Origin of the sequence: Methylocella tundrae (assembly GCF_901905185.1) — a bacterium.
In the GTDB taxonomy this organism is placed as follows: Bacteria; Pseudomonadota; Alphaproteobacteria; order Rhizobiales; family Beijerinckiaceae; genus Methylocapsa; species Methylocapsa tundrae.
The window spans coordinates 300,056-312,137 of record NZ_CABFMQ020000076.1 but is presented as its reverse complement, the minus strand read 5'-3'; the positions used below and the strand labels follow the sequence as shown (position 1 = coordinate 312,137).

The window sequence follows — 12,082 nt, the reverse complement described above, 5'->3', positions numbered from 1 at the left end:
TCTTCAACAAGATCAAGCACTACCGCGGCGTCGCCACGCGCTACGACAAACGAGCCGACAATTTCCTCGCCGGAGTCAAGCTCGCCTCAATACGCATCTGGTTGCGCCATAATGAGTCGATGACCTAGAGAAGGATGCGTTCAGACGGACTCACATCCTGCTCTTTAAGCTTTTGTTTTGACGCATGATACGGGTCCGAAAAGCCTATAGCTTTTCAGCGTCATGCTTTAGCGCGAATAGAACTCGATGACGAGATTTGGCTCCATCAGCACCGGATAGGGCACGTCCGCCGGCAGCGGAATGCGCGTCATCTTGGCGGTCATCTTATTGTGGTCGACTTCGTAATAGTCCGGCACATCGCGTTCGGCGAGCTGCTTCGCCTCGAGGACGATCAGAATCTCACGTGAAGATTCCTTGATCTCGACAACATCGCCGACCTTGACGAGATAGGAAGCGATATTGACGCGCTTGCCATTGACCTTGACGTGGCCGTGATTGACGAATTGGCGCGCGGCGAAAACCGTCGGCACGAATTTCGCGCGATAGATCACCGCATCGAGACGGCGCTCGAGCAGGCCGATCAGATTGTCGCCCGAGTCGCCGCGCAGCCGGATCGCCTCGGCGTAATATTTGCGGAACTGCTTCTCGGAAATATTGCCGTAATAGCCCTTGAGCTTCTGCTTGGCTTTGAGCTGCGTGCCGAAATCCGAGAGCTTGCCTTTGCGCCGCTGCCCATGCTGGCCGGGACCATATTCGCGCCTGTTGACCGGGCTTTTCGGACGGCCCCAGATGTTCTGGCCCATACGGCGGTCGATTTTATATTTTGCTTCTGCGCGCTTTGTCATCGCGTGTCCTCTTAAAAAATCATTGCGCTGGCAATGAGGACACGCGCACGAACGCCAGCGCTTTTTGAAAAAGCGCGGCGCTCAAAAACTCGCGTCCTCCCGCCAACAGGGGGAGGAACGCGCCCTCCTCTGCCCGGTCTTTCACAACCGGGCCGACAGGCTCTTGTCTTCACCACTCGGACGCCCGGCTGTTCGCCGCGAGGTTCGAAATGGTTCTGAAGAAAGCGCCGCGGGTGCGTTTGGGCGGGCCGGAGCCCGCCACAAAGTTTGCGCGCCCGGAGGCGCGACAAGCGGCGTTAGTTAGAGCAGTTTGGCCGAAGCGTCAAGGCCGAGCCGGTCAGATCGCGCCGAGTCTGACGCGCGCGGAAAGTTTTTCCGCCTCCTCCTTGCGCTCGCTGTAGCGGTTTGTGAGGTAGGATGAAACGTCGCGCGTCAGAAGGGTGAATTTGATCAGCTCCTCCATGACGTCGACGACGCGGTCATAATAGGGCGAGGAGAGCATCCGGCCCGCTTCATCGAATTGCTCGTAGGCCTTGGCGACGGAGGACTGATTCGGAATCGTGATCATCCGCATCCAGCGGCCGAGCACGCGGAGCTGATTGACCGCGTTGAATGATTGCGATCCCCCGCTCACCTGCATCAGAGCCAGAGTCTTGCCCTGGGTCGGCCGCACGGCGCCGATCGAGAGCGGAATCCAGTCGATCTGCGCCTTCATGACGGCCGTCATGGCGCCGTGCCGCTCCGGCGAGCACCAGACCTGCCCTTCCGACCAGGCGGAAAGCTCGCGCAACTCAACTACTTTCGGATGCGTCTGCGGCGCATCGTCCGGCAAAGGCAATCCGCCTGGATCATAGATGCGGGTTTCGGCGCCGAAAGCTTGCAAAAGACGTTCCGCCTCCTGCGTCAGAAAGCGGCTATAGGATCGCTCCCGCAGCGACCCATAAAGCAAAAGAATGCGCGGCGGCCGCGTCTCGAGCCGCGGCAGGAGGCAAGCCGTGTCGGGAGCCTCGAACGCCGATGGCGTAATGTTGGGTAAGTTATCCAATGCGTTCAATCTCTCTTTTTGGCGTCGCGCCAAGCTCGTACCAGCCGCGGCTGGCGTTGACGATAAAGACGAGCGACAACATCGCCGGAACTTCGATCAGCACGCCGACGACGGTCGCCAGCGCGGCGCCCGAATGAAAGCCGAACAGGCTGATGGCGGCCGCAACGGCAAGCTCGAAGAAATTGCTGGCGCCGATCATGGCGGAAGGGCCGGCGACGCAATGCGGCTCCCCGGCGAGCCGGTTCAGGAGATAGGCGAAGCCCGCGTTGAAATAGACCTGCACCAGGATCGGCGCCGCGAGCATGAGAATAATCAGCGGCTCTGCGACGATTTGCTCACCCTGAAACCCGAAAAGCAGAACAAGGGTCGCGAGCAGCGCGGCGAGCGAGAGCGGCTGCAGCAGCGCCAGAACACGTGCGAGCGCCACGAGGCCGCCGCGCCGCAACAGTGCGCGCCGCGCCATCTGCGCCGCTAGGACCGGAATCACAATATAAAGGCCGACTGAAAGGGCGAGCGTATCCCAGGGAACGGCGATCGCCGACAGACCGAGCAGCAGGCCGACCAGAGGCGCGAAAGCGACGACCATGATGACGTCATTCAGCGCCACCTGACTCAAGGTGAAATGCGGCTCGCCCCTGATCAGATTCGACCAGACAAAAACCATCGCCGTACAGGGCGCGGCGGCAAGAAGGATCAGCCCCGCGATATAGGACGCGATCTGATCGGCTGGCAGAAAGGGGCGAAAAATATGGCCGATGAACAGCCAGCCGAGCGCCGCCATCGAAAACGGCTTTACCGCCCAATTGATGAACAGCGTTACGCCCATGCCGCGCCAATGCCGACGCACTGTGCCGAGCGCCGCAAAATCGATTTTAAGCAGCATCGGAACGATCATCAGCCAGATCAGCGCCGCGACAGGCAGATTGACTCTCGCGAACTCCATCGCCCCCACGGCGTGAAAAAACCCCGGGCTCAGTTTGCCGAGGACGACGCCCGCGCCGATGCAGGCGCAGACCCACAAAGAAAGGGTGCGTTCAAAGAAAGACATTTCAAATTCTTTCGGTTCCACCAAGCGCTGTCGCGACGCTTCGAGCTGACATAAGGTCAGGCGCTCGCGACATGGCGGCCATGCTCGTCGACGACGCGCTCGCCGTCTTCCTTGAAGAACTCGCCCTGCTGCGCCGGCAGAAGATCGAGTACGAGCTCGGAGGGGCGGCAGAGCTTGACGCCCTTCGGCGATATGACGATCGGCCGGTTGAGCAAAACCGGATGCTTTTCTATCGCGTCGAGCATGGCCTCGTCGGGAAGCGCAGGATCATCGAGCTTCAGTTCACGAAAAGCCGCCTCCTTCTCTCGCAACAGAGCGCGCAGCGGCTGGCCCGCGCGCGCCGCGAGCTGCCTCACCATCGCGCGCGTCGGGGGCGTTTTGAGATATTCGATGACATGCGGCTCAACGCCCGCGTTGCGGATGAGGCCCAGCACATTGCGCGAAGTGCCGCATTTCGGGTTGTGGTAGATGATCACATCCATCGCCGTCACGCCGCTCCCTGCCGTCTGCTGGTTGCGCCTTCGGTCCGGCCAATGTCCTGCAAACGGCCGCTGAGCGTCAATTTGTCGAGGCTCTTGAAAGGCAAAGCGATAAACAGGGAGATCCGGCGCTCCAGATAGTAATAGGCCATGTCGAACGCCGCCTCCTTTTGAACGTCGGTTCCTTCGACAGAGGCCGGATCTTCGATGCCCCAATGCGCCGTCATCGGCTGGCCCGGCCAAGCCGGACAGGTTTCGCCCGCGGCGTTGTCGCAAACCGTGAAGACGAAATCCAGGGCAGGCGCCTCCGGCCGCGCGAATTCCTCCCAGCTTTTCGCGCGGAGGCCCGCCGTCGGAACTTCGAAGCTTTCGAGCGTCCTGATGGCGAATGGATTGACCGAAGCTTTCGGATGGCTGCCCGCTGAAAAAGCGCGAAAGCGTCCTGCTCCGATCTTGTTCAGGATCGCTTCCGCCATGATCGAGCGGGCGCTGTTGCCGGTGCAGAGAAATAGAACGTTGAAGACGCGATCATTCATGACTGATCACTCCTTGGGACAGCAAACAAGGTCGGCCAGCAACGGAGCGCAGCTTTCCGCCCTTGCGCCGCAGCAATCCTCGACGAGAAAGGCCACAAGCCGCTGAATCGCGCCAAGATCGGCGCGATAGATGATCGAGCGGCTCTGGCGTTCGCCGCGAATCAGTCCGGCGCGCGAGAGAACCGCGAAATGAGCCGACAGCGTATTATGCGGCGCGCCGAGACGGTGAGCGATGTCGCCGGCGGAAAGGCCAACCGGCTCATGCTTCACAAGAAGGCGAAACACGTCAAGGCGCGTCGCTTGAGCCAGCGCGGCCAGACTTTCTATCGCCATTTGATTTTCCATGTGTCGATAATAGCCGACATATGGAAATATGCAAGAGCGACCGCGCCTACCGGCCCGTCACAAGCAGGATCTTGCCGACATGGGACGACGACTCCATCAACTCATGCGCCTCGCGCGCCTGTTCGAGCGGAAAGGTTGCGTGGATGATCGGCTTGACCTTGCCGTCTTCGAGCAGCGGCCAGACGCTTTCGCGCAAAGCGGCGGCGACTTCGGCTTTTTGCGCTATGGATCGCGCGCGCAGCGTCGAGCCCGTGATGGTGAGGCGGCGCAGCAGCACCGGCCACAGGTTGAAGCCCTCGATTTTTCCGCTCGCGGAGCAGGCGATCTGGACGAGCCGCCCTTCCACCGCAAGGAGTGACAGGTTCTTGGTGAAATAGGAGCCCGCGACCATGTCAAGAACGAGGTCGATGCCGTGCTCTCCCGCGAACGCCTTGGTTTCGGCGACGAAATCCTGCGTCTTGTAGTTGATCGCGAAATCGGCGCCGAGCGTCCTGCAGAACGCGCATTTATCCTCCGATCCCGCGGTCACGATAACGCGCGCGCCGAACGCCTTCGCGAGCTGGATCGCCGTCGTGCCAATGCCGCTGGAGCCGCCATGAACGAGCAAAGTCTCGCCCGCCTTCAGGCGCCCTCGCGTAAATACATTGTCGTACACGGTGAAGAAGGTTTCGGGAACGCCGGCCGCCTCGATGAGACTCAGCGTTTTGGGAACTGGAAGGCAAAGAGGCTCGGCGGCGAGGACGTAATCGGCATAGCCGCCGGAGCCGAGAAGCGCGCAGACCTCGTCGCCCGGCTGGAGCGTTTTGACGTCCTCTCCAAGAGCCGCGACGCGGCCGGCGACCTCGAGCCCCGGAACATTGGATTCGCCCGGCGGCGGCGGATAGACGCCTGCCCGCTGCATGCAATCGGGCCGATTGACGCCTGCCGCGACGACCTCGATCAGAACCTGGCCCGCGGCGGGCGCCGGCGCTTCGGCTTCGCCGATTCGGATGACCTCAGGGCCGCCTTCGCCGTCGAAATACACATAACGCATCAGACTCATGCCGCCCGTTTCCTTCAAACTCTCGCCTGTCGATCGCCTTGTCCCGGCGCCGCCGGACGCCCGTTTTGTCGAAACGGCTCCAAAGCATGATGCCGAAAAGCTGAAGGTTTTTCGGGCCGGCGTCATGCGCTATAATAAGGGCTTAAAGTGCGGAGCGCGATTCTTCGTGAACGCGTTCCGCTCCGGCTTTTACGCCTTCATGAAGAAATAGACCGTAAGGACAAGGCCGATCACGATAACGAAGCTTTTGACGGCGATCGGCGGAAGGCGCCGCGAGGCATGAATGCCGACATAGCCGCCGATGATCGCAGCGATCGCGGCGACGAACGTCAACTCCCAGTGCACGAGACCGGCGACGATGAAGGTGACGACGGCGGCCGCGTTCATCAGAACAGCGAGCAGAATTTTGAGGCTGTTCATCAGCCAGATGTCGCGCAGGCCGTAGAGCGTCAAGCCGGCCAGCATGAGAATGCCGATGCCGCCGCCAAAATAGCCGCCATAAATGGAAATGAAGCCCTGCGCGACAAAAACGCCGGTGCGGCTCAGCCTGAAGCGTTCGCTGTCGGTACGCAGAAAATTGCCGCCCGCGAACACCAGCGTGGCGAACAGGATGAGCCAGGGAATGATGCGATTGAACAGTGATTCCGGCGTCACAAGGAGCAAAAGACCGCCTATAAGGCCGCCCGTGAGACTGATCGCGGCCAGCACCGGCACGTTGATCCGGTGATCTTTCGACGCGGCGGCGATTCCATCGCGGGCCGAGATGCCTGTCGTGATCTGGCCCGGAAAGAGAGCGACGGTGCTCGAGGCGTTAGCGGCGACCGGCGGCACGCCGGCCGCGATCAGCGCCGGAAGCGTCAAAAACGAGCCTCCGCCAGCCATCGCGTTGATGAAGCCCGCGGCGAAAGAGGCGAGAGCCACCAGCGCGATCGCAATGAACATCTTGAGCCCTTCCCTGCCCCGTTGCCGCGTGCCGCCAGCGGAATGCAATTGATATTGACGAGGCTGGAGGAAAGAGACGCGTTTTCCGCTTCTTCGTCTGACCGGCGGAGCCACCCATCCATAGCTTAACTTACAAGCCAACGCGAAAGCGAGTTCCACGCTGCAAAATGTCGCAGCGTCCGCCATGTGTGAGCGGCGCCAGCGGTTCGCGATGCGGCGCCTGCGCCCGCGGCCAATGCGAATGGCGGGTTGCGCGCCCGCCAAAACACGAATCTGTCCGGAAAGACCGCGTCTTTCCGGACAGAAGGGTTTCGATGCCTAAATCTGTGATAACCGCCCGCCCCGTGAGCGGCGCCGGCGTTCGCGCCGGCTGCTTATTCCGCCGCTTCGGCTAAAACCTCGACGGGCTTGAGGCCAGTCGCCTCGCGGATCGCGATCTCCATGTCACGGGAAACGTCGGCGAGGGCAAAATGCACCGCGCCGTGCTCCGCACTCCTGTGACGACCCAGAATAAAATGCTTGACGCCGCATTTCCGGTAGATGCGTGCATTCGGCGCCTCATAGATACCGGTCAATTGCGAAACGCCGTGTTCGAGACCGAAAAGAAATGTCCCGAGCATCACTTCACAGGCCGCGCGAGAGATTCCATTGCGCTGCATGCGCTGATCTTTCGCGACTGCGAAGCGTGTCGCCTCCCAGATCGTCGGCGAGCGGATCATCAGGCCTGGAAACATATGCTGAAAGGCGCCGCTGGCCATATGATCCGTAACCGTGCTCAGCAGGCGAACCGACCCGGCAAGGCTTCCGTCGGGGCGCAGGCTGACGACATAGACTGTGTCATCCCGGTCATATTCGTCGATTTCGAATTCTCCATCGACGGCCTTGATGTCCCATTTCTTCTCGTCAATGAAGATTTTTTTGCGCTGGCGAAACATCTCATCGAAGAGTTCGGGATGTTCCTGACGTTCATAGCCAAAAATGTATTTGATCATTTCGGGGGCTCCTTAAATCGTGGATGCCCCAAATTGATGCCTGCCATACGTTAAAGATATTCCCCGAATCGGGGATGGCCGGCATAAGCAGCACAGTTTACACTCAATTTGAGCAACGCTTGCGAGACCGCGTCGAGGAGTGTTGCGCTTTTCGCCGAGCTGTCGCCTCGCTAAGCACTCACCTGCGCAAGCGAAATCAGCAGGGACCGATCTATATACGGTCCGACCGCGATAATCAATGACAAATGACGACATTTATCAAGTAAAATAATTTGACTGACGGGAAATTAGCGAATCAAGCCGGCGCGGATCGCTTTGGTGACAGCGTGAACGCGATTGATTGCTTGCAACTTGAAGCGAGCCGAATCGAGATGCGACTTGACCGTCTCGGCCGAAATCCGCATCAAAATCGCGATGTCCTCCAGCGTTTTCCCCTCAGCGGACCATTCGAGCGCTTCAATTTCGCGTTTCGTGACGACGTTTAGGTCGACCGGCAACTCTTTGGCATGCAACTGAAAGGCGCGCTGATGGACATAATGCGCCACATGCACGAGATCTCGCATGAGCTCGTAACGCCGACCCGACCATTCGGGATCGCTTTCACTCGAGGTCGCAACAAATAGCGCCCAGTGCGAGTTGGTTGGACCGCGCACAGGAATTGTCAGCCCTTGATGGCCGACGCCCGCATCCTTCGCCTCGCCGAAGAGACGCTGAACCTTTTTGCCCTCTCGTGAAAGCCGCGCCCAATCGACCGGCAGAACAGATCGCGCGCCGACGGTAACGGCAGGGTCTATAAAGGTGTATTTATGGGCCTTATAATGTTCGGTCCAAGCCTCGCTATAGGTCATATGCGCGTAGGGGTCGAGCACCGAACGGCCTGGAAACGAAGGGCAAAGATAGGCGATATTGGCAAGGCCATAATGCTCGCGAATGAACCCGATAAATCCATCGAGCGTTTGATCCGTGAGGTCGGCTTCCAGTTGCAGCATCGTTCGAATATCGACGCCGTCGAGATTCGCCATCATAAACCCTCCATCATCCCCGCTCGCAAATAAAGAGAATCTCTGGCAAATAGTAAAGGCTGGGCCGAAGAGCCAAATATGATTTCGCCGCTGAACCGCTTCGAAATCAGCCTCTAGTCACATGGGAAGAAAGAATTTTGGTGCAATATATCAATCGTCATATGCTCACTTCGCGAGGCGTGACGTCTTTGCTTTGACGTTTTTCGACATTGCTCACTCAGCCCGATAGCGATCAATAAACAATATATTACTACCAATTAAAAATAAATACCAATGCGACGCGCTATCGAATCAAACCGGCTCGGATGGCTTTTGTCACGGCGTGAACTCGATTGAGCGCCTGCAGCTTGAAACGCGCCGCATCGAGATGCGCTTTGACCGTCTCAAGAGAAATGCGCATCAAAATAGCGATTTCCGCCGGGCTTTTTCCGTCGGCCGACCACTCGAGAGCTTCGATTTCACGCTTCGTGATGGCGTCGAGATCGATCGGAGCATCCTTGGCGTGCAGGTCATAGGCGCGCCGATGAACATAATAAGCCACATGGACAAGATCTTTCATGAGATCATGACGACGTGCGGACCAGGCTTGTTCATTTTCGTCTGACGCAACGCTGAAAAGCGCCCAGAGGCCATTGGCCGGACCACGGACGGGAATGGTCAAGCCCTGGCACTCCGCCGCGCGCTGACCACTGTCGTCGAACAGATGGTGGACGTTTGTTTCGATTCGCGGCAGCCGCGCCCAGTCAATGGGAAGGACCGATCGCGCGCCGCCGCTAAAAAGTGGGTCGACGAGCTCCTTGTAATGATCGAAGGCCTTTTCAATAAAATCGCGACCGTGGCTTCGGGCGATAAATGGACTGGCTTTCGACCTCCCTCGAAACGAGCAACAATAGTATTCTATCCCGGAGAGGTTGTAGTGTTGTCGAATAAACTCAAGAAACGCGTCAAGAGACTGATCGGTTAGATCCGTCTCCAACTGAAGCAGCGTTCGAATATCTACATCATCGAGCCCCTGCACCCGCACGCCTCCGTGTCCCAAAAGTCGCCATTAAGCACACACCCATGACCAATGGCCAGCGAAAACCGCGCCATCCATTCCAGTTGACCGCCGCGCCGCTATTCCTTTCTGAATATGCTTACGACCGGGTGCAAATTTCAACATTATGACAAAATCGCGGATAATATTTTCTATTCTCTTTATCAATATAACAAACTCAATTAAGGTATCCTAATCTAGATATCGACCTCCCCGCATTGACTTGCAGAGTTCAATCCTCCGACACAACCTTTGATTGAAAGCCCAAACATCAGGCGTAGGTTTTAGCTGAAGGCGATAATCACAACGCGCTTGCATTGAATTTGACCAGAAGCTATGCCGAAGACTTTACCCATATAGGTGAAGCACTGCAGCATAATTCGTTGTACGGTCTTTCCTGTCATTTGGGGACAGCGGTGGAATGAAAATTGTCAACGAACAAAGGCAAAGCGATCCGCACCTCAGCATTATTGAGGTGGCGGAGCGACTATTTGGCCAGATCGGCTTCCAGAAGACAACGGTCGCGGACATTGCCCGCGAACTGCGCATGTCGCCGGCCAACGTGTACCGCTTCTTCTCGGCCAAGGCAGAGATCAACGAGGCTGTAGGAGGCCGCCTCCTTCGCAGTGTCGAGGCCGCCGTCGACGATGTCGTGAAACAGCCGGGGCGACCCGCCGAAAAATTGCGCGCGGCGATAGCCGCGATCGAAAAAGCGAACGCCGACCGCTTCGTCTCCAATCGTAAGCTGCATGAACTCGTCGAAACGGCGTTCAATGAAAACTGGCCGATCGTTCATGAGCATGTCAAAACAATACACGCGTCGCTTTCTGCAATCATTTCCCAAGGCGTTCACGAAGGCGAGTTCCACGCTGATGACTACCAACTCGCCGCACTCCTCGTGCACAGCGCATGCATTCGATTCTGCCATCCGCGACTGATGGTGGAATGCGCTCAGGATCCGGAGCCCACCCTCGATCAAATGATCGATTTCTGCCTCGTGGCGCTGAAGTAATCCCGCCTCAAGAAAAGCTCGGTCGCCGCGCAATTGCCCCCCCCGGCGGCGTTGAACGCGCGCGGCGGCGGGACAAGCAGGTCCATGACAAGCAGGTCCGGCGGCGTCGAGCGGATCGCCGCGTTCCGCTTCCCTGATCAACCCGGCGCGTAATCAACCGCTGCAGCAACTGCGCCGTCGACGGATGCGTTTTGCGCCTCCATTATGGTTTAATCTCAATAACGCCCGGTTGAAACTTCCAAGCGTCCGCAAGCATGGGGATTTGGGCTTGATCGGAGCTGTGCCAATTTTGTAACAGGTTTTGTTATACTGAGACTTTCCCCGGCGACATGGGCCGGGTGCCTCTGGCCCCAACCGCTCCGACAGGGTATCAGTCAAAAAGGTGAAGAGGGGCGAAGTTCATGTTGGGTTTTCGATTGGGCGGGATCACCTTGTTGGCGTCGGCGCTGCTCAGCGCGGGCGGCTGTAGCTTCTTTCCGAACGATGGCCCAGCTTCCGTCGACGTCTTGAAGCAGAAATCAGAGTCTCTTCCATACGCCCTGATCAAGCTGACGCCGGAGACGATCGACGTTCTGGCCGCTTATGAGCCAAAAGGTCTCGCCGGCGCATTCACGGACCGGCGTCCGTCCTCCAACATCAAATTCGGCATCGGCGACATCGTATCGACGACGGTTTTCGAGGCCACCGCCGGCGGCTTGTTCATCCCGCTCGACGCCGGCGCGCGGCCCGGCAACTACGTCACTCTCCCCGACCAGCCGGTCGACAATAACGGCAACATCACCTTCCCATTCGCGGGCGTGATTCGCGCCGCCGGCCGCACCAATGTGGAAATTCAAAACGAGATCGTCGACAAGATCAAAAACCGCGCGATTGAACCGCAGGTCGTCGTCACCCTGGCGCAGCAGAGAACCTCGCTCATCAGCGTCATCGGCGAGGTGAATACGCCGCTTCGCTTCGCGGTCCCCGCGACCGGCGCCGGCGATCGCGTCCTCGACGCGATTACACGCGCCGGCGGCATCAAGGGACAGGGCTATTCAACCTGGGTCATGCTCGAACGCGGCGGCAGGCGCGCCACGGTGCCCTTCGAAAACCTGGTCATGAATGCGGCCAATAATATTTATATCCAGCCGGGCGACCGCATCTACGTCTATCAGGAACAGCAGAAATTCATCGTTTTCGGGGCCTCCGGCGCCGAAGGCACGCTCGGCTCACAGGGCGAATTCAATTTCGACGCATGGCGGATCAATCTCGCCGAGGGCGTCGCGAAAGCAAGCGGATTGCAGGACGCCCGCGCCGACGCGGCCAACGTATTCCTTTATCGGAGAGAACCGAGGGAGGTCGCAAAACTCCTTGGCGCGGATGTGTCGGGCTTCGTCGGAGATCTTGTTCCTGTCATTTTCCAGATCAACCTGAGCGACCCGGGGGGCTATTTCCTCGCCACCAGAACACAGATGCGCAATGGAGACGTCATTTTCATCTCCAACTCCCAGTCTTACCAGCTGTCGAAATTCTTTAACTTCGTGACTACGGTGACGCAGGCGACCACTGGCGTGACGTCGACCATCATCGGCGTCCCGACGGCCTCGGCCGCCGTTCATGGCAATACCTTGGCGACGCCAGTCACGGGGACCGCAGGCACTACGGTCATTCCGGTTACGACGGCCACGCCTTAATGGATGCGATCTGGTCCAGCATCAGGCATGGACCTAGCATAGAAACGGCCTGCGACACCGCAGGC

Annotated in this window: 13 protein-coding genes and 1 pseudogene; 3 read left to right on the top strand and 11 right to left on the bottom strand. The window is 58.6% G+C overall.

Going from position 1 to position 12,082, the window contains the following annotated elements; all coding sequences use genetic code 11:
- Positions 1-128, top strand: a pseudogene (locus MPC4_RS09300) (IS5/IS1182 family transposase); the annotation flags it as partial.
- Between the two features lie 99 nt (positions 129-227).
- On the opposite strand, the gene rpsD reads toward MPC4_RS09300, so the two are convergent.
- From rpsD to MPC4_RS09245, 11 genes are all read right to left on the bottom strand, one after another.
- On the bottom strand, positions 228-845 hold the full coding sequence (rpsD, locus tag MPC4_RS09295) for a 30S ribosomal protein S4 (RefSeq protein WP_174512243.1): 618 nt from the start codon (positions 843-845) through the stop codon (positions 228-230).
- Between the two features lie 337 nt (positions 846-1,182).
- The gene (gene arsH / locus MPC4_RS09290) at positions 1,183-1,890 is read right to left on the bottom strand and encodes an arsenical resistance protein ArsH (RefSeq protein ID WP_280514769.1); all 708 of its coding nucleotides are present in this window, start codon (positions 1,888-1,890) and stop codon (positions 1,183-1,185) included.
- Positions 1,883-2,938 (bottom strand): ACR3 family arsenite efflux transporter, encoded by a 1,056-nt coding sequence (arsB, locus tag MPC4_RS09285; protein ID WP_174512242.1) that lies wholly within the window; start codon positions 2,936-2,938, stop codon positions 1,883-1,885. Before arsB ends, arsH begins: the two co-directional genes overlap by 8 nt.
- Positions 2,939-2,994: 56 nt before the next feature.
- Positions 2,995-3,420 (bottom strand): arsenate reductase (glutaredoxin), encoded by a 426-nt coding sequence (gene arsC / locus MPC4_RS09280; protein WP_174512272.1) that lies wholly within the window; start codon positions 3,418-3,420, stop codon positions 2,995-2,997.
- A 5-nt stretch (positions 3,421-3,425) separates the two neighbouring features.
- Positions 3,426-3,953 carry an arsenate reductase ArsC gene (locus MPC4_RS09275; RefSeq protein WP_174512241.1) on the bottom strand — a complete coding sequence of 176 codons (528 nt, stop codon included), beginning with the start codon at positions 3,951-3,953 and terminating at the stop codon, positions 3,426-3,428.
- Positions 3,954-3,959: 6 nt separating this feature from the next.
- Entirely contained in the window at positions 3,960-4,298 is a 339-nt protein-coding gene (locus MPC4_RS09270; protein ID WP_174512240.1) for an ArsR/SmtB family transcription factor, read from the bottom strand.
- Between the two features lie 46 nt (positions 4,299-4,344).
- A complete protein-coding gene (locus tag MPC4_RS09265) occupies positions 4,345-5,331 on the bottom strand; it encodes an NAD(P)H-quinone oxidoreductase (RefSeq protein ID WP_174512271.1) in 987 nt (328 codons plus the stop codon).
- A 198-nt stretch (positions 5,332-5,529) separates the two neighbouring features.
- The gene (locus MPC4_RS09260; protein ID WP_134486042.1) at positions 5,530-6,282 is read right to left on the bottom strand and encodes a sulfite exporter TauE/SafE family protein; all 753 of its coding nucleotides are present in this window, start codon (positions 6,280-6,282) and stop codon (positions 5,530-5,532) included.
- Between the two features lie 374 nt (positions 6,283-6,656).
- Positions 6,657-7,274 (bottom strand): acyl-homoserine-lactone synthase, encoded by a 618-nt coding sequence (locus MPC4_RS09255; RefSeq protein WP_134486041.1) that lies wholly within the window; start codon positions 7,272-7,274, stop codon positions 6,657-6,659.
- Positions 7,275-7,561: 287 nt separating this feature from the next.
- Positions 7,562-8,296 carry a helix-turn-helix transcriptional regulator gene (locus tag MPC4_RS09250; protein ID WP_174512239.1) on the bottom strand — a complete coding sequence of 245 codons (735 nt, stop codon included), beginning with the start codon at positions 8,294-8,296 and terminating at the stop codon, positions 7,562-7,564.
- A gap of 283 nt (positions 8,297-8,579) precedes the next feature.
- Entirely contained in the window at positions 8,580-9,314 is a 735-nt protein-coding gene (locus MPC4_RS09245) for a helix-turn-helix transcriptional regulator (RefSeq protein WP_174512238.1), read from the bottom strand.
- Between the two features lie 439 nt (positions 9,315-9,753).
- On the opposite strand from MPC4_RS09245, the gene MPC4_RS09240 reads away from it, so the two are divergent.
- Together MPC4_RS09240 and MPC4_RS09235 are read left to right on the top strand one after the other, a co-directional pair.
- The gene (locus MPC4_RS09240) at positions 9,754-10,344 is read left to right on the top strand and encodes a TetR/AcrR family transcriptional regulator (protein WP_174512237.1); all 591 of its coding nucleotides are present in this window, start codon (positions 9,754-9,756) and stop codon (positions 10,342-10,344) included.
- Positions 10,345-10,745: 401 nt separating this feature from the next.
- On the top strand, positions 10,746-12,017 hold the full coding sequence (locus MPC4_RS09235) for a polysaccharide biosynthesis/export family protein (protein ID WP_174512236.1): 1,272 nt from the start codon (positions 10,746-10,748) through the stop codon (positions 12,015-12,017).
- Positions 12,018-12,082: the final 65 nt, after the last annotated feature.